The organism is Halomonas sp. QHL1 (genome assembly GCF_001882345.1).
Classification (GTDB): domain Bacteria; phylum Pseudomonadota; class Gammaproteobacteria; order Pseudomonadales; family Halomonadaceae; genus Vreelandella.
This window is the reverse complement of the sequence record NZ_MINL01000001.1, coordinates 3,739,276-3,763,140: the sequence shown is the minus strand read 5'-3', so window position 1 is coordinate 3,763,140 and position 23,865 is coordinate 3,739,276. Positions and strand designations below refer to the sequence as shown.

18 protein-coding genes are annotated in these 23,865 nt (G+C 55.7%); 4 read left to right on the top strand and 14 right to left on the bottom strand.

What is annotated here, in order from left to right; genetic code table 11:
* Window positions 1–119: 119 nt before the first annotated feature.
* From dkgB to QHL1GM_RS17185, 5 genes are all read right to left on the bottom strand, one after another.
* On the bottom strand, window positions 120–938 hold the full coding sequence (gene dkgB / locus QHL1GM_RS17205) for a 2,5-didehydrogluconate reductase DkgB (RefSeq protein ID WP_071695563.1): 819 nt from the start codon (window positions 936–938) through the stop codon (window positions 120–122).
* An 83-nt stretch (window positions 939–1,021) separates the two neighbouring features.
* Complete coding sequence (locus QHL1GM_RS17200; protein ID WP_083571050.1) at window positions 1,022–2,737, bottom strand: bifunctional protein-serine/threonine kinase/phosphatase; 1,716 nt, start codon at window positions 2,735–2,737, stop codon at window positions 1,022–1,024.
* Between the two features lie 233 nt (window positions 2,738–2,970).
* The gene (locus tag QHL1GM_RS17195; protein WP_071695562.1) at window positions 2,971–3,780 is read right to left on the bottom strand and encodes a formate/nitrite transporter family protein; all 810 of its coding nucleotides are present in this window, start codon (window positions 3,778–3,780) and stop codon (window positions 2,971–2,973) included.
* A 77-nt stretch (window positions 3,781–3,857) separates the two neighbouring features.
* Entirely contained in the window at window positions 3,858–4,757 is a 900-nt protein-coding gene (gene cobA / locus QHL1GM_RS17190) for a uroporphyrinogen-III C-methyltransferase (protein ID WP_071695561.1), read from the bottom strand.
* The gene (locus QHL1GM_RS17185) at window positions 4,717–7,482 is read right to left on the bottom strand and encodes a nitrate reductase (RefSeq protein ID WP_071695560.1); all 2,766 of its coding nucleotides are present in this window, start codon (window positions 7,480–7,482) and stop codon (window positions 4,717–4,719) included. Before QHL1GM_RS17185 ends, cobA begins: the two co-directional genes overlap by 41 nt.
* Window positions 7,483–8,238: 756 nt before the next feature.
* Between QHL1GM_RS17185 and QHL1GM_RS17180 the strand changes: the two genes are divergently transcribed.
* The 3 genes from QHL1GM_RS17180 to nirD are packed head-to-tail and all read left to right on the top strand — an operon-like array spanning window position 8,239 to window position 12,528.
* Entirely contained in the window at window positions 8,239–9,558 is a 1,320-nt protein-coding gene (locus tag QHL1GM_RS17180) for an NAD(P)/FAD-dependent oxidoreductase (protein ID WP_071695559.1), read from the top strand.
* Window positions 9,558–12,095: a nitrite reductase large subunit NirB gene (gene nirB / locus QHL1GM_RS17175; protein WP_071695558.1), complete on the top strand. Its 2,538-nt coding sequence runs from the start codon at window positions 9,558–9,560 to the stop codon at window positions 12,093–12,095. Before QHL1GM_RS17180 ends, nirB begins: the two co-directional genes overlap by 1 nt.
* Window positions 12,096–12,126: 31 nt before the next feature.
* A complete protein-coding gene (nirD, locus tag QHL1GM_RS17170) occupies window positions 12,127–12,528 on the top strand; it encodes a nitrite reductase small subunit NirD (protein ID WP_071695557.1) in 402 nt (133 codons plus the stop codon).
* A 79-nt stretch (window positions 12,529–12,607) separates the two neighbouring features.
* On the opposite strand, the gene QHL1GM_RS17165 is transcribed toward nirD, so the two are convergent.
* Window positions 12,608–13,444, bottom strand: coding sequence for an alpha/beta fold hydrolase (locus QHL1GM_RS17165; RefSeq protein WP_071695556.1), 837 nt, complete (start codon window positions 13,442–13,444; stop codon window positions 12,608–12,610).
* A gap of 167 nt (window positions 13,445–13,611) precedes the next feature.
* On the opposite strand from QHL1GM_RS17165, the gene QHL1GM_RS17160 reads away from it, so the two are divergent.
* On the top strand, window positions 13,612–14,547 hold the full coding sequence (locus QHL1GM_RS17160; RefSeq protein WP_071695555.1) for a cation diffusion facilitator family transporter: 936 nt from the start codon (window positions 13,612–13,614) through the stop codon (window positions 14,545–14,547).
* Between the two features lie 151 nt (window positions 14,548–14,698).
* Here the strand turns inward: QHL1GM_RS17160 and QHL1GM_RS17155 are convergent, their stop codons facing one another.
* The 8 genes from QHL1GM_RS17155 to QHL1GM_RS17120 form a co-directional block, all read right to left on the bottom strand.
* The gene (locus tag QHL1GM_RS17155; protein ID WP_071695554.1) at window positions 14,699–16,198 is read right to left on the bottom strand and encodes a sodium:alanine symporter family protein; all 1,500 of its coding nucleotides are present in this window, start codon (window positions 16,196–16,198) and stop codon (window positions 14,699–14,701) included.
* A gap of 163 nt (window positions 16,199–16,361) precedes the next feature.
* The gene (locus tag QHL1GM_RS17150) at window positions 16,362–17,309 is read right to left on the bottom strand and encodes an AEC family transporter (protein ID WP_071695553.1); all 948 of its coding nucleotides are present in this window, start codon (window positions 17,307–17,309) and stop codon (window positions 16,362–16,364) included.
* An 86-nt stretch (window positions 17,310–17,395) separates the two neighbouring features.
* Window positions 17,396–18,412 carry an Ldh family oxidoreductase gene (locus tag QHL1GM_RS17145; protein WP_071695552.1) on the bottom strand — a complete coding sequence of 339 codons (1,017 nt, stop codon included), beginning with the start codon at window positions 18,410–18,412 and terminating at the stop codon, window positions 17,396–17,398.
* 115 nt (window positions 18,413–18,527) lie between these two features.
* Window positions 18,528–20,102 (bottom strand): aldehyde dehydrogenase (NADP(+)), encoded by a 1,575-nt coding sequence (locus QHL1GM_RS17140; protein ID WP_071695551.1) that lies wholly within the window; start codon window positions 20,100–20,102, stop codon window positions 18,528–18,530.
* Between the two features lie 72 nt (window positions 20,103–20,174).
* On the bottom strand, window positions 20,175–20,930 hold the full coding sequence (locus QHL1GM_RS17135) for a FadR/GntR family transcriptional regulator (protein ID WP_071695550.1): 756 nt from the start codon (window positions 20,928–20,930) through the stop codon (window positions 20,175–20,177).
* A 65-nt stretch (window positions 20,931–20,995) separates the two neighbouring features.
* Window positions 20,996–21,796 carry an NAD(P)-dependent oxidoreductase gene (locus QHL1GM_RS17130; RefSeq protein WP_071695549.1) on the bottom strand — a complete coding sequence of 267 codons (801 nt, stop codon included), beginning with the start codon at window positions 21,794–21,796 and terminating at the stop codon, window positions 20,996–20,998.
* 37 nt (window positions 21,797–21,833) lie between these two features.
* Window positions 21,834–22,694, bottom strand: coding sequence for an amidohydrolase family protein (locus QHL1GM_RS17125; RefSeq protein ID WP_254795326.1), 861 nt, complete (start codon window positions 22,692–22,694; stop codon window positions 21,834–21,836).
* A gap of 2 nt (window positions 22,695–22,696) precedes the next feature.
* On the bottom strand, window positions 22,697–23,833 hold the full coding sequence (locus QHL1GM_RS17120) for a mandelate racemase/muconate lactonizing enzyme family protein (protein ID WP_071695547.1): 1,137 nt from the start codon (window positions 23,831–23,833) through the stop codon (window positions 22,697–22,699).
* Between the last annotated feature and the right edge of the window lie 32 nt (window positions 23,834–23,865).

The window sequence follows — 23,865 nt, the reverse complement described above, 5'->3', positions numbered from 1 at the left end:
TTCTCCGTTCTTTTAAAGATGCCTGCCGGGGCAGGCATCCACTACGACACTAACTAATTATTGAGGTTCATCAATTAGCGTTCACCGCTTAGCGTTTCAAGCCCTGCTTGTGAGTACCCTTACTCATCCCAGGCAGGCGCAAAGTCAGGGTTGGCAATACGCTCTTTACGATCCAACTTGGCGATTTCCGCCATTTCGCTGTCGCTTAACATCAAATCAAAGGCGGCAATGTTGCTTTGAATATTACGCGCCTTGGTCGATGAAGGAATCGTAATCATATTGCGCTGTTTTACCCAAGCAAGGGCAATTTGCGCGGGCGTTACACTATGCGCGTCGGCAATCTGCTTAAGGGTCGGGTCTTCCATTACCTTGCCCACGGCCAGGGGCATAAAGGCAGTCACTTGAATCCCATGTTGCTCACAGTGATCGACTAGCTTGCGGTTCTGTAAGAAAGGATGAACCTCTATCTGATTAGTGAGAATTTCACCTTTGCCCAAAATGCTTACCGCTTCATCCACCTGCTCACAAGTAAAGTTGGAAATACCAATATTGCGCGCTTTACCTTCGGCTTTGACCTCTTTTAACGCCGTTAAATAATCGACCATCGGCACTTCATTGTCTGGCGACGGCCAGTGGATTAAAAGCAAGTCGACATAATCGGTGCCTAGTTTTTGCAGACTTTCGTCCACGCTGACTTTAAGCGTTGCAGGCTCAAGATTATCGAACCACACCTTAGTGGTTAGAAAAATATCGCTGCGTGGCACGCTGCTGTCGCGTATCGCCTCCCCTACCTCTTTTTCATTGCCATAAAACTGCGCCGTATCGATGTGCCGATACCCCGCTTCAAGCGCCGCATGAATGCTCTGCTTGAGCGTATCGCCCTCCAGGCGAAAGGTACCAAAACCGGGGTTAGGCATCACATTTTGCATCATTAACATCCTTTTCTATTGATAGCGTGTTAACTAACATGGGGCGGAAGCCACCCCACTTCAACCCCAGCTCCCTGATCAACGGAAGTGTGTCAACGCACCAACAGGGCTATTACCACTAGCGCCAATACTAGTGAAACGCCCTTCCAGAACAGCACCGGATCACGTTCCAGCAGCGGTAACTGGGCGCGCTTAAGCATGTCTGGGCTTGGCGAGCGTAGCTCGAAGATAAACTCCGAAAGCGCCGGAAAGCGTTTGTGGGGAGTGGGATGTAATGCCTTTTTGAGCACCTCATCCACCCAGGCGGGCAGTTCACGGTTTTCGCTAAGCGCCGATTGGTAGGCAAGCTTATGCTGCGCCGCCCGGGTGCGGGTTTTAGCCACCTCGGTGCCATAGGGCAGCGTGCCGGTTAGCATTTGATAGGTGATCACCGCCAGGGAGTATTGATCCGAAAGGGTCGAGCCACCTTCGCCCAGAAAGTACTCTGGCGCGGTGTACTGGGCGGTGCCAAGGATATCGTCGCTAGCCGCACTGCCCTCTTCAGCGATCCCCGCCACCTTGGCAGCGCCAAAATCGATCAGCTTTACCGTACCTTGGCTGTCGATCATAACGTTGTCAGGGCGTAAATCCTGATGCAGCATTTCCAGGCGATGAAAGGCGCGCAACCCCTTGGCGATCTGCTCGACGAGGGGGCGCACACTGGCCAAATCGGCATCCGGATGGTCGCGCATCCACTGGGTCAGGGTTTGCCCTTCGATATACGCCAGCACGGTATACAGGTAGTGGCGTGGCCGCTGTTGGACAGGCGCTTTAAGCACGTGCACATTATTGATACGCCGGGCAATCCACTCCTCGCGCACAAACCGCTCAATGCTTGCCGGATCTTGGCTTAGCTCAGTCGAAAGCGTTTTTAGCGCGACTTTTTCACCACTCTCTACCTCTTCTGCCAGAAACACATGGCTGCGGCTGCTGGCATGCAGCTGGCGCGCAATGCGGTAGCCATCTAGCTCGCTTCCCTCACGCAACTCAGGCGGCTGCGGTAACGCGCTTAGCGCTGCGTAAAGCTCATTGGAGTGATGTTCAGGCAGGCTATCAATGCGCACAATCTGTACGGTGAGGTTGTCATCGCTGCCGTTATCGAGGGCAGCAGCGATTAGCGCCTCAGCCGCCGCATCGAGATCGCCCCAATGGGCGTGAATCAGCGCGGCCATTTCAGCGCCGGTTAGCCACTCATAAACACCGTCGGTAGTAAGTACAAACACATCGCCCACACTAAGCGATACGGCGCAGTAATCCAGCTCCAGGTGCTGGCTGGCCCCCATGGCGCGGCTTAAATGACTGACTTCCCGGGAGGCCCAGAAGCGATGATCCTCGGTCAGTGGCTCCAGCGTGTTGCCAGAGAGCTGATAGATACGGCTATCGCCAACGTGAAACAGGTGCGCAGTGGTGGATTTAAATACCATCGCGCTCAAGGTACACACATAGCCGCGATCCAGGTTGTAGCGGTACTGGCTTTGCCGGGTTTGGGCGTAAAGCCATGCATTGGTAGCCTGCAGCACCCGCTGGGCCGAGGTTTTAACCGCCCAGGTGGCCGGGGTGGCGAAGTAGTCTGTCAAAAAACCACCCACCGCTGCTTCGCTCGCCTCGCGGCTTACCTCGCTGCTACTAATCCCATCTGCCAACGCGATCGCAATGCCTTTGGTGGCGCGCAAGGGTTCGCTGGGTAGATAAGCGCCGTAAAAATCCTGATTACTTGGCTTGCGCCCTTTATCAGAGTGCTGGCCGAGCGAAATGGTCAGCGCTGCCATTATGCTTCCCCTAAAAAAAGCCTCCGCCGGAGCGAACATTGCAAACGGTCGGAACAACCCTACGCGGGGGCGCTGTAGACCCATCCATGGGCGCTACTTTCGCCATCCATGGCGAAAGACCCCCGCTACGGATTGATTCCGACCTCGTTTAAAATAGCTCCGATGTTTATCATCAACCTAGGGCTTCACAGTAGCGAAAGCTTGGCATTTAATTCCTGTCACTACTATTCATCTTATAAAGCTTTTTGGGGCGCGGTACGCACGTGAGTGGTGTAGAGCGTGAGCCCCGTTAATGCCAGACCACCGATTAAATTCCCAATGACCACCGGAATTTCATTCCAGATCAGGTAGTCCATGAGTGAGAAGTTACCGCCCATGATCAGGCCCGAAGGGAACAGAAACATATTCACCACCGAGTGCTCAAAACCCATGCCGAAGAACAGCATAATCGGCATCCACATGGCAATCACCTTGCCGCTGACCGTGGTTGAAATCATCGCGCCCACTACCCCTAGCGAGACCATCCAGTTACACAGCACGCCACGGATAAAAATCGTCGCCATGCCGCCAGCGCCATACTCTTTATAACCGACTGTACGTCCCTCCCCCACTTCGCCGATCACCCTTCCCACTTCGCTAGGTTCGGTAGTGAAACCGTAAGTGAACACGACCGCCATCATAAAGGCGACCGTCAACGCCCCAGCGAAATTACCCACAAACACAATGCCCCAATGCTTAAGGATACGATTGATGGTGACGCCGGGCCGTTTATCCAGCCACGCCAGCGGTGTTAAAACAAACACCCCAGTGAGTAGATCAAAGCCCATCAGGTAGAGAATCGAAAAACCCACCGGGAACAGAATGGCACCAATAATCGGGTAGCCAGTTTGCACCCCTACGGTCACTGCAAACACTGCGGCGATCGACAATATAGCCCCCGCCATAAAGGCGCGAATCAGCGCATCGCGAGTGGACATATGCAGCTTGGCTTCGCCAGCATCGACCATCTTGGTGGCAAATTCGGCAGGCAATAAGTAGGACATAGAGAGCTTTTCCTTTGTTGTGGGTTTTAAGGGACAGAAGGGTCAGAAGAGTCAAACGAGCACCCCAAACCCTGCCGTTAAGGCGTGGTTTGCTGTGCAGAGCTGAAATTGGTGGCTAGGGAAGCGGGCGTCGTGGCGACTCTTTGCACGACGCTGCCCACCACAATCAAGCAGGGAGACGGCAAAGGGGTTGCGGCGAGCCTCTCGGGCATATCCGCCAGCGAGCCCACCAACGACTGCTGCTCACGCTGACTGGCATTAGCCACCAGCATGATCGGCCACTCATCCGGCAGGCCTGCCTGGCGCAAGCCATGGCAAATTGCGCTCACTTTTGAAAGCCCCATATAAAACACCAGGGTTTCATCCTTACGCGCTAGCGATGACCAATCTGGGGTGCCGTCTTCGCGGCATAGCTGGGCAGTCACAAAGCGCAGCTGCTGCGCATGGCCGCGATCAGTGAGCGGAATACCCATGCAGGCCGCGGCGGCAGAGGCCGCGGTAATTCCCGGCACAATGGCAGCGGGGATCTCGGCCGCAGCCAGGACATCCAGCTCTTCGCCCATCCGCGCAAACACCGCTGGGTCGCCGCCCTTCAGACGCACCACCGATTTACCTTCCCGGGCAAGTTTTACCATCAGCTCGCCGATCTCAGCTTGGGGTACGCTGTGATGGCCGCGGGCTTTGCCCACGTAGTAGCGCTCGCTGCCGCTAGGTATCAGCGCCAGCACGTCATCGCCCACCAAACGGTCATACACCACGGCGTCCGCCTGCATAAGTAAGCGTGCAGCCTTGAGGGTTAACAGCTCTGCATCGCCGCTGCCTGCGCCGACCAAGTAAACCTGCCCGGCGCGGCACTCGCCACGTAGTGGCAAACGTATGTCAGACGCATGCTGAACCCACGGCGTTAGCGCGCGGTGCGACAACCGCATAAAGGCGTTAAACCACTTCTGTAGTAAGGGGTTGCTTAGTGCGGGCATTGGGCCGCTCCTCTTCAATGAGTGATTTCAATTCGGGGATACAGCTACCGCACTGGGTGCCGCAGGCGAGTCTGGCGCCCAACGCTTCTACGCTGGTGTCGCCCTCGCGGATAGCATTGACGATGATGGTTTGGCCTACTTGGTGGCAACTGCATACCACCGGGCCGGTATCCGCAGCACCGTCGTCACAGCCTGCCAATAGTCGGCGGCGGTGGGTATCGCTCAGCGCCGCCTCGTTAAAACGCGCTTCCAGCCACGCTAACCCTGGCAACTCTTTGGGCGGGCCGACCATCAGCCACCAGCGCAACTGACCGTTTTCCACGCAGGCGGCACGCAGACGTTCGTTAGTGGGGTCTTGGCTGACGACCGATACTTCTCCAGGCAGCCACGTTTTCAACTGCGCCAACCAGTCATTGATCGGCTGCGTATCAGCAAGCTGCCAGCGCTGGCAGCCACGCATGGGAATACGTGTCCAGTAGGCACTGGTGCACCAAGGGGTTAATTGCGTTGCCCCATCGGCGACTAATAGGGTGGCCTGCCAATCAGTAGCCAGAGGTGCCAGCGCCACGGCGCCGTGCTTCGATTCCGGCTGCCCAGAGAGCGGATCGGTAATGCTGTCGATCAGCGCGCTGCTTCTGGCCTGCTGGGTGAAGCAGTCAGTCCAGTGGATGGGTACGAAGACCTCACCACGGCGTTGGGCATTGGAGACCCGCACCCGGGCGCGAAATTCACCTTTCTCGGCGGTTAACACTGCCAGCCCTTGATCCATAACACCGGCGGTGTGGGCATCCTCTGGGTGCACATCCATAAAGGGTTCGGCGCGGTGATTCATTAACCGCGGTGAGCGAGCGGTGCGGGTCATGGTGTGCCACTGATCACGAATTCGACCGGTGTTCAGACGCAGCGGGTAGGCTTTAGTCAGTGTCTGTTCAGGCCCTTGAGGGTGAATCGCCAACAGCTTGGCGCGGCCGTTGGCGGTGGCAAATTTGCCATCTTCAAACAACCGAGCAGTTCCATGGGGGGCCACCTTTGTGACCGGCCATTGAATAGGTGCTAAGGCGTCGTAGCCATCCCGGCCCAGGCCCACCAATCCAGATATATCAAACAACCGCTGCGGGCTGCCGGGCAGAGAGCTGTTATCAAAACCGTTTTCGAACCCTGAAAATCGAGCGTGCTCATCGAAAATCTCCCAGGGATGCGCGTAGTTAAACGCTTCGGCAAATCCCAGGCGTTTCGCCACCTCACACATTATCCACCAGTCGTGGCGGGCTTCACCTGGGGGCGGCAGCATGCCCCGCTGGCGAGAAATACGCCGCTCGGAGTTAGTCACGGTGCCATCTTTTTCCGACCACCCCGAGGCAGGCAGCACAATGTCGGCATAAGGCAGCAGGTCGGTATGGGCAGCGCACTCGGAAACAATCACCAGTGGACACTTTTCCAACGCAGCACGCACCCGCGCAGCATCGGGCAGGCTAATCGCAGGATTGGTGGCCATCACCCACAGTGCTTTTATCTCGCCACGCTCGATGGCCTCAAACAGCTCCACCGCTTTGTAACCCGGCCCTTCCGGCAGGGTTGGCGTCAGGCTATCGGTAGCCCAGAAGCGGCTGACCAGATCAAGGGCTCCGGGGGTATGGTAATCCATATGCGCGGCTAACTGGTTAGCCAGCCCGCCCACTTCGCGCCCACCCATGGCGTTGGGCTGGCCAGTAATCGAGAACGGCCCTGCCCCCGGCAAACCAATTTTGCCCCCAGCCAAGTGGCAGTTAATAATCGCGTTACACTTATCGGTACCGCTGGCGGATTGATTAACGCCCTGGGAATAGAGCGTGACCACATGCAGTTGACTGGCGAACCAGTAGTAGAAGGTTTCCAGGCGCTCGGGGTCGACATCGCAAGCCGCCGCTACCTCCGCCACCGAGCCCGCTGTTTGCTGGGCCGCCGCTAGGGCATCGTCAAACCCTTCGGTGTGGCGCTCAAGGTAGAGGGTATCGAGCCTGCGTCGCTTCGCCATCCATGCCAGCAGGCCGTTAAACAGGTAAGCATCGCTGCCTGGCTTAATCCCTAGATAGAGGTCGGCGATTTCGCAGCTGTCGGTGACGCGCGGGTCGATCACCACCAAACGCATCAGCGGATTGCGCTCTTTAGCCACTTTAATGCGCTGATAGAGCACCGGGTGATTCCAGGCCAGGTTGGAACCCACCAGTACAATCAGTTCCGCCTCTTCCAAATCCTCATAGTTACACGGCACCGCATCGGCTCCGAAGGCGCGCTTGTAGCCAACCACCGCCGAGGCCATGCAGAGCCGCGAATTGGTATCTAAATGGGGTGTGCCCAAAAAGCCTTTAAACAGCTTATTGGCGACATAATAGTCTTCAGTCAGCAGCTGACCGGAGAGGTACGCAGCCACGCTGTGGTTGCCATACTCGGCCCGTAGGGTGTTTAAACGATCAGCGGTGGCGCTTAGCGCGGCATCCCATGAAACGTCAATGCCATCCACCCGCGGGTGCGTGAGACGGCCCTGCTCACCCAAGGTTTCATGTAGCGCAGAACCTTTAACACACAGCCGCCCGTAGTTCGCCGGATGCTCGCGGTCGCCCTCGACAGCGCTCAGCGTGCCCGCTTCAACGGTTGCCGTTACGCCACAGCCAACGCCACAGTACGGGCATGTGGTTTTGGCTTGCTGCGTCGTTTTGGTCTGCTGCCCTGCTTTTGCCCCTCGCATAACTACTCCTCGGGTCTTACCTGAACGCCGTATATACGTATATAAATGCCGGGCATAAAAAAACGCCCAGTCCCTTTCTCTAATGCGCTATATAAACGCATTGAGAGAAGAGGGCTGGACGTCGTTGCCACAGCGCACCTTCATCGGTGCAAACTAGCTTTTACATATCAAAAAAATTTACACCTTCTACAGCTACACATTCGGCTACTTATTTTTCTAACGGCTTTGGAGTTGTTCGCTGCCATCGCCAAGCAATGAGCGCTTATCCCTTATTAACTAACTTGTTGCCTAGATATTTGCAAAAGCCAAGCCTAAAACCGATTTTTTGAAAACTTACTCTTTATGAACATAAACTTAGAAACAAAGAGATAGCGACGCAGCGCTCTTTTTAGACTTGTTTTAGCACCTGGCACTCGCTAAATGGTGTGTGAGAGTGCACACCACCATCCTTTTTGCACCACCTCTGTGCAGCCTATCCGAAGTGCCGTACCTGCCCTTATCTATCATTCATATCTAAGCATCTGAAGTTATTTAAAAAAATATGCTAAGCGGCAAGTTGGCTAGTTCCTTGCTTGTCACAGAGTAAGGTTTTTAATCAGCTGGCAGCCAATGGCGGTTGTCGCGCGTTTAAAAAAACGCTATCGGGCAACGACGCCCCTGTTACGCACGCTTTTGCGATTCTTTGCAAAGAGGTGCGAGACAGGGGCGTTTTTTGTTTGGTGCTCAAGCAGCCGCAGAGACATAGAGGAGCCACCCATGGAAACCACTTCCCGGTGCTCGCCCAACGATTATCAAAACTACCATCTGGTAATCATTGGCAATGGTATGGCAAGCCACCGCCTAATTGAGGCGTTGGTAAAACAGCCCACACGCCCCCAGCGCATCACGGTAATTGGCGCAGAGCCAACCCCTGCCTACAACCGTATTCTGCTCTCGCCACTGCTGGCCGGTGAAATGCAACAGGACGCGCTTACGCTGCGCGACACCGAGTGGTACGCCGAACAGGGCGTCACGCTGATACTGGGTGAAAAGGTCGAGACGCTTGATCGCTTACGCCAAACGTTGACCACCGATAGCGGCCGACCGCTTGATTACGATCATTTGGTAATCGCCACTGGCTCGCGACCAGCGCTGCCCGACGTTCCCGGTATTGAGCTTGAGGGCGTACATGGCTTTCGCGATCTGCAGGACGCCGAATCACTAGAAGCCATTGCTCAAAAGGGCGGTGACGCTGTCGTGATTGGCGGCGGCCTGCTGGGTCTTGAAGCGGCTGAAGGACTGCGTAAACGTGGCAGTGATATCAAGGTGAGCGTGCTCCAGCGCAGCGAGCGGCTGATGAACCGCCAGTTGGATGCTACCGCCGCACACCTACTTAAAGACACCCTCACTCAGCGCGGTTTACAGATCATCACTGGCGCGCAGTTAGCGCGGCTAGAGAGTGACGCCCAGGGCCGGGTCGCCAAGGTGCATCTTGCCGATGGCCGCCAGATAAACGCCTCCAGCGTGATCGTTGCCGCGGGTATTACGCCTAATGCGGAACTTGGCAACCAGGCAGACCTGCACACGGATCGAGCTATTGTGGTGGACGAATGGCTCACCACCAGCGACCCGGCGGTCTCAGCGCTGGGCGAGTGCTGCCAGTTCGATGGCACCACCTACGGCCTGGTGGAACCGATCTGGCGACAGGTAGAGGTGATCGCCGCGACGCTGTGCGGCGCGCCTACCCAAGGCTACGCCGATGCCCCCAGCGCCACCAAACTCAAAATCAGTGGTGTAGCGCTCTACGCTTTTGGCCCCACCGAGGCCAGCGCCGAGCATGAAGTGCTGAATTACCACGACCTTGAGCGCGGTGACTACCGCCGCCTGCTGCTGCGCGACGGCCAGATTGAAGGCGCGGTGCTTTACGGCGACACCAGCCAAGGCCCCTGGTACTTCGAGCAAGCGCTTGCTGGCAATAACCTTCACGACTGCCGCCAAGCCCTACTGTTTGGCGCGGCTGATGTCGAAGTGCTCCAGGCGGGCATGGCTGACCAACAGAACGATACTCCCCATTTATCGACCGCAGAGGTGGCATGATGTCTACCAAACAATCGGCAACTCCCGCACAGCTTATTATTATTGGTAACGGCATGGTCGGCCACCATCTGGTCGAGCAGCTAGTCGATAACGGCGCCCTTGGGCGCTACCAAGTCACCGTGTTTGGCGAAGAGCGCCACCGCGCCTACGACCGGGTGCATCTGTCTGAATACTTCAGCGGCCGCGATGCCAATTCGTTGGCGCTTTGCGAGGCAGATTACTACGCCACCAGCGGCGTGGAACTGCGCACTGGCGAGGCCGTGATTGAGATCGACCGTAGCGCGCAAGAAGTGATCACCGATCAAGGCCGCTACCCGTACGACCGCGTAGTACTGTCCACCGGCTCCTTTCCCTTTGTGCCGCCGATTCCTGGTAACGACCGCGATGGCTGCTTGGTGTACCGCACTCTGGACGACCTAGACGCCATACGGGCCGCTGCCGAAAACGCCACCACCGGCGTGGTGGTAGGTGGTGGTTTACTAGGTTTAGAAGCCGCTAATGCCCTGCGTGGCCTGAACCTGGATACCGCTGTGGTGGAATTCGCCGCACGATTAATGCCCATGCAGGTGGATAACGAAGGCGGCGAGTTGCTGCGCGAAAAAATTGAAGCGCTGGGCGTACAAGTGCTCACCGAGCGAGCGACTCAGCGCATTGAAGATGGCGAGGCGAGCCGCCACCGCATGGTCTTCCAAGACGACAAAGTGTTGGAAACCGACCTGATTGTGTTCTCAGCAGGCATCCGCCCCCGCGACCAGTTGGCCAGGGACTGCGGCCTGGAGATTGGTGAGCGCGGCGGCGTGGTAGTGGATAACCAGTGCCTCACCAGCGACCCGGCCATTCTGGCGATTGGTGAAGTGGCGCTGTGGAACCAGAGCATTTTTGGTCTGGTCGCTCCCGGTTATCAAATGGCCAAAGCAGCATTTTCGACGCTAACTGAAGGCGATACCCAGTTTGGCGGCGCGGATATGAGCACCAAGCTCAAGCTGCTGGGCGTGGATGTGGGCTCGATTGGTGACGCCCATGGCAATCAAAACCCCAGCGCACGCATGTTCCGTTACCTTGATCCCATCAAGCAGGAGTATCGCAAGCTAGTGGTCTCCAGTGATGGTAAAAAGCTACTCGGTGCCATGCTGGTGGGCAATAATGGCGTCTACGACACGCTGCTGCAGTACTACTCCAACGGTATTGAGTTGCCCGACGAGCCCGCCTCATTGATTCTGCCCCAAAGCAGCGGGGCTGCCCCCACTCTCGGCCCCGGTGCGCTGCCGGAAACCGCCACTATCTGCTCTTGCCATAACGTCTCCAAAGGCGACATTTGCGCCACTATTGACGCTGGCGCGGTAGATCTAGGTGGTGTCAAAGCGGCCACCAAAGCCAGCACCGGCTGCGGCGGCTGTACCGCGCTGCTCAAAAGCGTAGTTGACCATGAACTGGAAGCCCGCGGCGTCGAAGTCGATAAATCGATCTGTGAGCACTTCGCTCATACCCGCCAGGAGCTTTACGACATTGTGCGCGTGGAAGGTATTAAAACCTTCACTGACTTGATTGAAAAACATGGCAACGCCGACACCCACCGCCTGGGTTGCGATATCTGCAAACCCGCCGTGGCGTCCATTCTGGCCTCCTGCTTCAATGAGCCGATCACCGACGCGGCGCATATTCCATTGCAGGACACCAACGACACCTTTATGGCCAACATGCAGAAAAACGGCACCTACTCGGTAGTGCCGCGTGTTGCCGGTGGCGAAATCACCCCAGACAAACTGATCGTACTGGGTGAAGTGGCCAAAAAATACAGCCTCTACTCCAAGGTCACCGGCGGCCAGCGTATCGATCTGTTCGGCGCCCGCCTGGAAGACCTGCCGGATATCTGGGGCGAGTTGATTGCGGCGGGCTTCGAGACCGGCCACGCTTACGGTAAATCGCTGCGCACGGTGAAATCCTGCGTGGGCAGCACCTGGTGCCGCTACGGGGTGCAGGACAGCGTCGGCATGGCGATTCAGTTAGAGAACCGCTACAAGGGCCTGCGCTCACCCCACAAGATCAAGTTTGGCGTTTCCGGCTGCACCCGCGAGTGCGCCGAAGCCCAGAGCAAAGACATCGGCATTATCGCTACCGAAAACGGCTGGAACCTCTACGTTTGCGGTAACGGCGGCATGCGCCCCCGCCACGCCGAACTGTTCGCCACTGACCTGGACGACGAGCAGCTCTACCGCACCATTGACCGCTTCTTGATGTTTTACGTGCGCACTGCCGATCGCTTGCAGCGCACCTCGGTATGGCGTGAAAACCTAGACGGCGGCCTGGAGTACCTCAAAGAGGTGATTCTGGAAGACAGCCTAGGCATCAACGACGAGTTAGAGCGTCAGATGCAGACCGTGGTGGATACCTACCAGTGCGAATGGGCCGATGCCATCAGCGACCCGGAGAAACTCAAGCGCTTCCGCAGCTTCGTTAACGACGACCGCCCGGATCCCTCGATCATTATGACCTCCGAACGCGGCCAACCCCGGCCTGCCCAGACGACTTCTCACTAACGCTTTTGAATAGCTATAAAAGAGGCACCCAATGACCGCAACGGCACTGAAAAAAGAGATGGATATGGCAGATATTCAAGACAGTCAAGCGTGGCAAAAAGTCTGTACCAAAGCTGATTTAGTCGCGTTCTCTGGCATCGCCGCCTGGCTGGAAACCGCCGACGGTCCCGCCCAGGTCGCTATTTTCTACTTGCCCGGGCTGCGAGGAAAGGGCGATGAGCTCTATGCTCTCGATCATCATGACCCCTTTTCAAATGCTAACGTGATCGCTCGAGGCATCGTCGGTGACCTTAAAGGTGCGGCGGTAGTCGCCTCGCCTATCTACAAGCAGCACTTCCGCCTTGAAGACGGCCAGTGTTTAGAGGATGAGGACGTTAAGCTACGTACCTGGAAGGTTGAATTTAAAGGTGATGAGGTGTGGGTTGAGGGATAAAGACGTTAATTAGCTTTGATAAATCGACAACGCCGCCATTAGGGCGGCGTTGTTGTTAGCAGGCAGTCACTCTCAAACGTTATTCATCCAGAAAGCTAATCAGCGCCTGATTAAACTCATCAGGATGGGTAGCATTGAGTCCATGGGGCCCGCCCTTGATCACTTGTGTTTGCGCATTGGGTAGTAACTCCTGGGCCCGCTTCCCACTGACTTCGAAGGGCACAATACCATCTGCATCACCGTGGAGGACTAGCGTAGGGATATCGATGCTGGGTAGATCTTTGCGGAAATCGGTATAGCTAAACGCCTTGATGCAGTCGTAGGTCGCTTGGGGTGACGCAAAGGCGGCAATATCGCGATGATACTGGCGGTTCGGCTCGCTAACCAAGTCGCTGCGTTCACCCGCCGTAAAGAAGCTCTTGGTAAACTCTTCCAGGAAGGCAAGGCGATCGTCTTTTACGCCCTCAAGAAACTGATTGATGGTGGCATCATCAAGACCACCTTCAGGGTTGTCATCGGCTTTATACAGGTAAGGCGGCACCGCCGCGGCAAAAACGGCTTTATGAACACGACTGGTGCCGTAGCTGGAGAGGTAGCGCGCCACTTCACCGCCGCCCATGGAAAAGCCCACCAGGGTGGCATCGTGCAAATCCAGCGCCTCAATCAGTTTCTTGAGGTCTGACGCTAGGGTGTCGTAGTCGTAGCCGCCATCGGCCTGGGTTGACCCGCCAAAGCCCCGGCGGTCATAGGTAATCACCTTATATCCCGCCTCGACTAACGCAGGCACCTGCTGTTCCCACGAGCGGCCACTTAGCGGCCAGCCGTGAATCAGCACCACGGGCTTGCCCGCCCCGCGCACTTCGTAATAAAGCTCAACCGGCGTGCCCTGTTCCGTTCCTACGCTCAGCATTGGCATCGTCTCACCCTCCTATTTGGCTTAACGTGAATCAAACAAACGCTCCATTAGGTTAGTAGAACTTAGGATGCTTTCCAAAGTGCGTAATACGTCGGCATTCGATAATTCGCGAACAAAGTTGCTATGCTTATTGGCTATTTTGACTATGTACACCGGAAGAAATCTTCGTGAAGACAGAATCGAGCACTTTAGCGTTTTCAGCCTTTATGGCGCTGCTGATTGGTTGTGCAGGCATCGTGGCCACACTCGCCTCCAACTCCCAAGCGATCCTGCTGGATGGGCTGTTCAATCTGATCTATTTCAGCGTTGCTCTGGTGACCATCAAGGTGAGCAAGTTAGCCAGCCGCCCCGATAGCGAATCCTACCCGTTCGGCTATAGCTACTTTGAGTCGCTGGTGAATCTGTGCAAAGGGCTGCTTATTTTAGGCGTGTCTATTTTTGCCTTGGTCGATGCCATTGCCGCTCTGCTCACCGGCGGTCGTGAAATCGCGGCGGGCTTGGCGGTGCTATATGCGCTATTCGCCACCGCAGCCTGTTCGCTCACCGCCTGGGTGATGCATCGCAGCCAGCGCCATATAAACAGCCCACTGGTGGCGGCGGATAAACTCAACTGGTTAGTTAACAGTGTTATCTCTGCCGCTGTACTCGCCGCTTTCTGCCTGGTGATGCTGTTTGAGCGCCTAGGCTGGCAGACTATTCTGCCCTATGTGGATTCGGTGTTAGTCATTGCGGTGGTGGTGCTCTGCCTGGGTGTACCGGTGCGGATGGCCTCCCAAGCACTGAATGAGCTGCTCAACAAAACGCCGGAAGAAGCTATCGCGGTGCCCGTTCGCCAAGCCGTGGCGAGTGCCCTGGCGGCTACCAACACCCAAGAGGTTCGGGTGCGCATGGTTCGCCCCGGGCGCCTGCTGTATGTGATGGTGCATGTGGTACTGCCCGACACATCCGATGTTTCGGTCTCCACCCAGGATTTACTCAGGGCACGGGTCGATGATGAGGTGCGCCGCTACTACTCTCCCGTAGTATGTGACGTGGTGTTTACTGCCGACACACGCTGGGCAGCGCCCTCCTGTGGGCTCCTGGTAGAAAAGTCCCATACCTGAAACATTGAACTGGCTAAACGGTGGGAAATCACGCTATCGCCGGGGCATTTATGCTTCGCTGATCATCAACCGACGCCCTGGCTGCGGCTCAACGTTGCCTATATGCAGGATCCTAGGGCGAAGGCGTTTATTGAAGTAGTGCGTTAAATACCTACCCTTCTTTTACTTCTTTTGCCTCTTTCACTGGCCATACATCCGCATCCACCAGTTCTGGGCGTTTAAGAATGGCCGGGTCAAATATTGGCTCTTTAATACCGTCGCGGCGCTGGCGCTCGTAATCTTTCAACACCGCTACGGCAATCGGCCCCATTATCAGAATGGCAAACAGGTTGGTGGTTGCCATTAGCCCCATGGCTAGGTCGGCAAAGTCCCAGACCACGCTCAGCTCAGCGACGGAACCCAGCAGCACCATAGCGATAATAATCACCTTGAATACGCTCACTGCCTTTGCGGCGTGACGGCGGAATAGAAATTCGATATTCACCGATGAGAACGAGAAGTTGGCCAAAATGGAAGTGAAAGCAAAAAACAGAATCGCCAAAGCGATAAATATTTCCCCAAAGCCGCCTAAGTGGTCGACCATGGCATCCTGAGTAAGCTGAATGCCTTCGATGCTGTCTCCAGGAGACTCCGACATCAGTCGCTCATAAACGCCGGAGAGCAGGATCACCACCGCCGTGCAGCTACAGATAACGATAGTATCGACGAACACCCCAAAGGATTGCACTAAGCCCTGGGCCGCAGGGTGCTTGACCGTCGCTTGGGCCGCCGCATTAGGGGTGGAACCCATGCCCGCTTCATTGGAAAACAGGCCGCGCTTGACGCCATTTTCCATCGCCGCTTTAATCGCGTAGCCCGCAGCACCACCCACCGCAGGGCCAAGGCCAAAGGCACTCATCACTATCAGCGAAAGCATATCGGGGACTGCTGGCAGATTAGTCAACAAAATCCATAGCGCCACTAGCAGGTACGCAATCGCCATTGCCGGGACAATCTTCTCGGCGGTGCGCGCCACCGATTTGAGGCCGCCATAAATAACCAAGCCTGCCAAGATGGCAATCACCACGCCGGTGAGCCAATTGGGTATGCCAAAGGCGCCGTTCATACCTTGCGCAATGGTATTGGATTGGGCGGCGTTAAAGGCTAAGCCGTAAGCAATGATCAGAAACACCGCGAACAGCGCACCGAGCCAGCGCCATCCCAGGCAGCGTTCGATGTAGTAGGCAGGTCCGCCGCGAAATACGCCATCCTCATTGCGATGCTTATATACCTGGGCCAGGGTCGATTCGATAAACGCCGTGGCGAAACCCAGTAGCGCAGTGACCCACATCCAGAAAATAGCCCCCGGTCCGCCAATCCATAGCGCCAGAGCCACTCCGGCTAGATTACCGGTGCCGACCCGTGCCGCCATAGAGGTGGCAAATGCCTGAAAGCCGCTAATGCCATCCCCGGCACCGCGTGCGGTGAACGTCACATAGGCCATATGCCTGAACAGACGAAACTGCATACCTCGAGTCATAATGGTAAACAGCAGGCCTGCGCCTAGCAGCAGATAGACAAGAATGTAGCTCCAGATAAAGTTACTGACCGGCATCATGATGGTATAGAGACCATCGCGCAGCGGGGCAATGAGTACTTCAAGGGTCTCCATGGAAATGCTCTCCAGTTTGTTTTTTGTCCACACCCGGGCTGCTAGAAAAAGCCAGAAAGTACTCTAGCCCGATGTACTGCGTTGGCTTGCAATTGCGAAGCTCACTTAACGAGTCTAGACAGTTTTTTAACCAGCCCCCAAACAAAGGGGTAAAAAGCGACTACTAAGCGAGCACCCCGAAATAGCTCATCAGCCCAATCACCACACTGAACGTCACAAAAGACGCCAGGGTGGCGGCCATTAAAGCGCCTGCGGCAACGTCTGCCATGCCGTAACGCTGGCCTAACAGCGGATAGATACTCGCCATGGGTGCAGCAGCGAAGAGTATCGCTCCCGCAAGAAGCAGCGGGTCTGACGTGGGCATGATTAAAAAAGCCAACACGATAGCCAACGGATGAAGAATGAGTTTACCCACCACAATTTGGCTGACATCCATAACCACGCCGCGTACATGAAGGCCGTAGATCGCCCCCCCTATAACAAAGAGTGCCGCAGGCCCTGCCGCGTTAGCCACCATATCAATCGCCTTGGACACTGGGCCCGGCAAGCTAACCCCCGACATAGCGATCACTACGCCGATGAAAATGGCCATTAAGACAGGATTTTTTATCAGCCGGCTAGCCGTTTGTTTAAGAGTGCGAGACAGTCCGCCACCCGACTGTCGCCCCATCTCCGCCAGTATCAACGCGGCGGGTATGATCAGCAGGTTCTCAACAATCATACTTAATGTCAGAAAGGTGACCGCTGGCGGCCCTAACACCATTGCAGCGACGGGATAGCCGGTGAAAGCGCTATTGGAGGCAGACATCCCCAGGGCAAACATAGCCCCGTTTTGCAGGGATTTTTTCTTTATAGAAACGGCTAGCCATAAGGCCAGTGAGAAGATGATCACCGACCCTAATCCATAGGCCAACAAATAGTCTACGTTAAACACTTCCTCGAGCGGATTTTGCGTCAGGGCACGAATCACTAAGGCAGGTAGCGCAAAGTACATCACGAAGCTTCCGACACCCTGCATCTGCTCCCGGCTAACGATCTTCAAGAGCATAGCCACATAACCCATACCGATAATTAAAAATATCGGTGTGGTGATGGCTAATATTTCAAGCATGATTGTTCCCTCTTACCCCTACTCTCACCAACAATCTCATCAACAATTTCACCAACAATGCCTGGATCGCATTATGGGTAACGCGGTTATTGGACAGTAAGTGCGTCGAGCTCGTCATAAAGCGCTTTAGGGAAAGTAATGCCGTTTACTTGGCTTCTTTCCCTTGCCTCAAAGCGGCGCTGGGAAGGCAAGCGCGCACCTTGGCCCAGAATGCCTTCGAAAAGGACTTCAGCGTGCTTGAGATGGCTTTCTGCGTCGTTACCTAGAAAAGCCTCGGGCGACATCGCAATAATTAGCTCGCCATGAAACGGCTTGCCGGTTTTCTCAGCATTCGCTGCTTGGGTTTCATGGCCCAGCAGGTCGCCAATCAGCGGGCCCGCCAGCAGCTCTACCATGGTGGAAAGCGCAGAGCCTTTATAGCTGCCAAAGGGCAACATAGCGCCAGCGAGTGCTGCCACAGGGTCAGTCGTCGAGTTCCCTTTATTATCAATCGCCCACCCTTCGGGGATCGTTTTACCCGCTCGCCGATGCAGCTCTATCTCGCCACGGGCGACCACGCTGGTGGCAAAATCAAACGTATAGGGCGTATTCCCAGGGCGTGGCCAAGAGAAAGCGATGGGGTTGGTGCCGAAAAGGGGCGAAGTACCGCCCGCTGGCGCAACAAAGGCGTGGCTAGGGGTCATCGCTAACGCTACCAGTCCTTCGGCTGAAAGCGCTTCAACCTCGGGCCACAGCGCAGAAAAGTGGAAGCTGTTATTAATGGCAAGCGCAGCAATCCCGCTGCGTTTGGCTTTCTCGATCAAATGCGGCTTACCCATTTCAAACGACAACAACGAGCAGCCCTTATTAGCATTAACTTTAACGACACTTGCTGCCTGGTCAGTGATAGTTGGCTCGGCTTGGGTATCAACACCGCCGTTCAAAGCGGTTTGGACACACCCAATGAGCCGGTATAAACCGTGGGAATGGCACTCATCACGCTGAGCCGCCATGACGCTGCGCGTAATCGCGTCGGCGTGGGGCTGACTAAAGCCATTATGGGTGAGCACTTGGTTACTCAGCGCCTCGGCTTCTTGTAGAGAAATAGTAATATCATCACTCATTAAATTACCTTCCCAACTCTCGTTATTACTTATATTTAACAAACGTATTTAAAAACGAACTAAAAAAGCAGGCAATCAATGCCTGCTTTTGAACCGCAATAGTGGCAGTTATCTTTTAAAGTTCGCGTTTACCGTCAACTAACCGCGATACCTTCAGCGGGTTGCCCTCTTTAAGCGCCTCGGGCAACAAGCCTTCGGGCAGGGACTGGTAACAGACCGGACGTAAGAAGCGGTGAATAGCCGCCGAACCGACAGAGGTCGTGCGCGAATCAGACGTAGCCGGGAACGGTCCGCCGTGTACCATGGCATGACACACCTCGACACCGGTGGGCCAACCATTGGCGAGGATACGTCCTGCTTTACGCTCAAGGGTGGGCAGCAGCGCTTTAGCGGCATCCAGGTCGGCGTCGTCCATATGCAGCGTGGCGGTGAGCTGGCCTTCTAGCTGTTCAGCAACACGTTTTACATCCGCCGCATCGTCGCACTCAACAACCAGCGAGGTGGCGCCGAACACTTCCGCCTGCAGCGCTTCTGATGCGAGGAAATCGCTTGCGGAGGCAGCAAACAGACCTGTCTGGCACTGATAGTCGCTACCGGTTTGGCCACGGGCAATTTCACGCACTTTGGCTTCGCCGCTTAAGCTGGATACGCCCTCTTGATAGGCCCGGTGGATACCCGGCGTTAGCATGGTCTGCGCGCCGCTTGCTTCCACTGCACTACGTGCCGCCTCGATGAAGGCGTCCAGCTCCGGGCCTTTTACCGCGATAACCAAACCGGGGTTGGTGCAGAACTGGCCCGCGCCCATATTGAGCGAACCGACAAAAGCCTCGCCCAAGTCTTTACCGCGCGCTTTTAGCGCTGCCGGTAGCAAGAAAACCGGGTTAATGCTGCTCATCTCAGCGTAAACCGGGATCGGCTGGGGCCGTGCTTGCGCCGTTTTCATTAGCGCCATACCACCACTGCGCGAGCCGGTGAAACCAACGGCTTGGATGCGCGGATCATCGACCAGCGCCTGGCCGATTTCGTTACCGGCACCAAACAGCAGCGAGAACACGCCTTCATGTAAGTTGCAGGCTTTCACGGCTTTTTGGATCGCCTGTCCTACCAGCTCAGAAGTACCAGGGTGCGCTGAGTGGCCTTTAACCACTACCGGGCAGCCAGCTGCTAGGGCCGAAGCGGTATCGCCCCCCGCGACTGAGAACGCCAGCGGAAAGTTGCTGGCCCCGAATACAGCGACAGGCCCCAGGGCGATATGGCGCTGACGCAAATCAGCACGCGGCAGCGGCTGACGATCAGGCATCGCCGGATCAATACGTACATCAAGCCATTCACCGGCACGTACGACTGAAGCGAACAACCGCAGCTGCCCGCAGGTTCTGCCCCGCTCGCCCTCAATGCGTGCTTGAGGCAGACCCGTTTCAGCCATGGCGCGCTCAACCAGCTCGCTGCCGATGGCTTCTATTTCGCTGGCGATGGTTTCAAGAAACGTAGCGCGCTCTTCGGGCGACGTTTCGCGGTAGGTGGCATAGGCCGTTTCAGCCAGTTCGCAGGCTTGCTCAACGTGTGCCCGGCTGCCGCCAATATAGCTAGGTTCTAGCTTTTCGCCGGTGGCAGGGTTAACCGCTTGAATGTTGGCTTGAGTGCCGGTCACTGATTGTTGACCAATCAGCATTTCGCCTCGCATTGTCATACGTCGCTCCTCATATGGTCAGTGATATCACTGGTCGCAATATCACTTGTCACGTTGCTACTGTCCGCGATACTACTTTTCCAGATACTGGGCATACGTGTTGCGCGCCCGGTTAAGGTGCTGAAACATCGTTTCGCGGGCAGCTTGCGCATCGCGGGAAAGAATAGCTTCGAGAATATAGCTGTGCTCTTCCTGAACTCGCTCTAAATAGCGTTCAGAAGAGATCGGATTAATATCAATACTCAGCAGCTTTGCACGGGGAATCACGCTCTGGCTCCACTGCTTGTAAAAAGATTGGAAGAAGGGATTTTTGGTCGCCGTGGCAATGGCAAAGTGAAACAGATAATCCTCTTCACGAGCTTGAGTTTTCGCAGTATATGCATTGCTAAAGGCAAGGTGCTGCGCCTCGAGCCGCTGACGATCTTCATCGTCATAGCGTAAGGCAGCCAGTTCAGCCGCCGCTGGTTCTAAGGTTAGCCGCAGTTCCAGCAGGTGCAAGATATCTTCTACGGTAGTGGGATTTATGCGCTCTGCAGGCCGCGCCTCTACCGTAGAAGAGCGCAGCACTGAGGTGCCTACGCCACGCCGGGTCTCCACCAGCCCTAGGGATTTAAGGTGGGTAATCGCCTCACGGATCACCGTGCGGCTAACGCCAAAGGAGTCACACAGGCTGTTCTCAGTGGGCAGTTTCTCCCCCACCGCGACTTTTCCTTGAGTAATCAACGCTTCCAATTGGTCAGCCACGTGCACGGACAAGCTTCCCTGCTGCGTCACTTTACTTACTTGAAGCGGTTTTAGGGCAGATGCCGTTGCGCTAGGTTTGGCCATGAAAGCTATCCTTCGTTAAAGTCCAGGTTGTATTATATCGTACAACCTAGCTCTTTTAAGTACCATCACGCGTCGTCAGGGTGGCCTGATTTGGTGAATTTACCGCCCTGATAACGCACTGCTAAATCATTGCCATCAATATCGCGATCATGCTGTTCGGTCTCTTCCCGCCAAGGCTCAGAGCTGTCTTTAGGTACCCAGCCTAAGAAGCTGGCATGGGAATTGTCCCACCACTTTTCAGCATTATCCGACGCACCGTAGATCACCGTATACCCTAAACGCGGTGTTACAAAAGCACGCTGCAATAGACTGACGAAATCCGCCAGACTCAGCCACGTGGCCATCATACGGGTATCGGCTGGCTTATCGAAGCAGGAGCCAATTCTAACGCTCAGGGTCTCTACTCCAAATTTGTCGTGATACAGGCTAGCGAGGTTTTCACCAAAGCATTTTGACACGCCATACAATGAGTCGGGTTTTTGCACTACCTGATTGTCTATCAGTTGATTACGCTCATAAAAACCGATGGTGTGGTTGGAGCTGGCAAACACTATTCGCGGCTTACCCTGTTTCCGGGCCGCCTCATAGAGGTGGTAAGTCCCCATGATATTGGCCTGCAAAATCGATTCCCAGGGGCTCTCTACCGACATCCCGCCTAGGTGAACGATACCGTCGCAATCGCGCACTAGATCCGCCACGGCTTGCACATCGCTAAGATCGGCTTGAACTAACTCCTCGCCTTCACCTGCGGTGCCTAAATCAGCAATATCGGAGAGCCGAACATGCTTGGCGAGTTTAGATAGATGAGGCCGCAGGCTTTTCCCCAGCCCCCCGGCCGCGCCGGTAACTAAAATTCGATTTAACATATAAACTCCTTACTATTTTATAAAATGACGAACTGACTTAGAAGCCGTATAGCGCGGCAGGGTTATCCACCAGAATCTTTTGACGGGTGCTCTCGTCTGCCCAATGCAGCAATACATCGAGCTGTTCGGCATCGTCAGGATACTGCTCTCTGGGTACGCCGACATGCGGCCAGTTTGAGCCCCAGATCACACGCTCAGGAGCGTGCTGGATTAACCGCTTAGCGATGGGGCCGACATCGCCATATTCAGGCCCGCCGCTTAGGCTGCTTTCATAACCAGCGCAAATTTTTATCCATGCATTACCGTTATCCAGCAGGCTGAGTATTTGATCAACGCGGGGATCATCGGCAGCCACAGGCGGCATAAACTTGCCAATGTGGTCGATGATGTAATCGGTTTTGATTGATTTCAGCGTGGCCATGTAATCGTCTATCTCACGGCCATTGAACTGCACCATTAAGTGCCAGCCAAACGCACGTATACGCTCCTCAACCGCAGACAGCCCGTCTATTCCCACGGCGCCGCCGGGTAGTTGCATGATCCTGGCGCCACGAGCGCCTTGGCTGTGCATTGCTTCAATCTCTGATTCAGAGGCATCCGGCGCTACCGCCACAATCGCCCGTGCGCGATCCTGTCCGATTTCCGACACGCCTTGTAAAATCGCGCGGTTATCAAACTGGTAGGCATTGGGTTGGGTCACCACAACACGCTCTAGCGAGAGCCACTTTTGAAGGGCTTGGTAATCGGCAACCGTTGCCAGTTCAGGAATCTTGGGGCCGCCTGGCTGCGCTTCATAGCCGGGTATGTACAAGTGAACGTGGCAATCGGTTGCCCCCGCGGGCGCCTTCAAGCGTGGCGGCGAACCTGTTAATGGACGTGTATTGGCGGGGATAGACAAGGTTATTTCTCCCTAAGAGCGTAGGTGGATAGCGCATCACGGTTAATTTCAATACCCAACCCTGGGCCATCAGGGATCGTCATCACGCCCTGGTTATGTTCGAGGGGCGTTTGAACAATAGCCTGTCGGAAGGGGTTCTCGGTGCGGTCGAATTCCATAATGGGCTCGATAGGCCTGCGGCGCGGCGGGTTGGGCGGCAGCGCTGCCATAAACTGCAAGCTGGCTGCCAAACATACCGCGGTCCCCCATACGTGGGGCACCAAACGCACGCCGTGCATGGCCGCCATATCAGCGACCCGACGCATTTCGCTAAAACCACCTACGCCACAAATATCCGGTTGCACAATATCTACCGCACGACGGGACAACGGCTCCTGCATGGCATAGCGACCGTGCCAGTTTTCACCACTGGCAACGGGGATCGGCTGACCAGCGCGAACGGCTTCGTAGGTAGAAATTTGCTCTGGCAACACAGGCTCTTCAAACCAATCAATGCCAAACGGTGCTGCGCGCTGCCCCAGTTCGATCGCCTCCAGGTAATCGTAACCATGATTGGCATCGATCATCATGCGCATATCCGGCCCAATGGCATCGCGCACGGCGGCAATCACTTCCAGATCCTCTTCGACGTCGAAGCCGATTTTAATCTTGACGGCGTGAAAGCCTTCGCGGCGGTAGCCTGCCACTTCCGCGGCGATATCGGTTACCCGATCAACCCCTGCCCGAGCGAACGAACCGGTTGCGTAAGCGCGCACGCTCTTGCGAAAGCGCCCGCCTAGCAGCGTTGAGATCGGCACGCCAAAGTGCTTTCCTTTGATATCCCACAGCGCAATATCAATACCGCTCAAGGCCGTCACAGTTAAGCCGCGCTGGCCTTGGTCGCGCAAACGGTTATAAAGGGTTAGCCAAGTTTTTTCAGTTTGCAGCGGGTCTTCACCGACTAGCGATTGCGCGTAGACCTCCACAATCGCTGCGTTAGGCTTAGCCGGCCCTAAGCACTCACCCCAGCCGATAGTGCCATCATCGCAGACGATTTCGACTAGGCAGTGCTGGCGCCGCGAAAAGTGCATGGAAGCACTCTCAAACGCTGTCTCAAGTTGGTAATCGAGTATATGGGTGTTTACGGCGACGACTTTCATAATTGATATATCCTTTTCGCGGCTTTATTCAA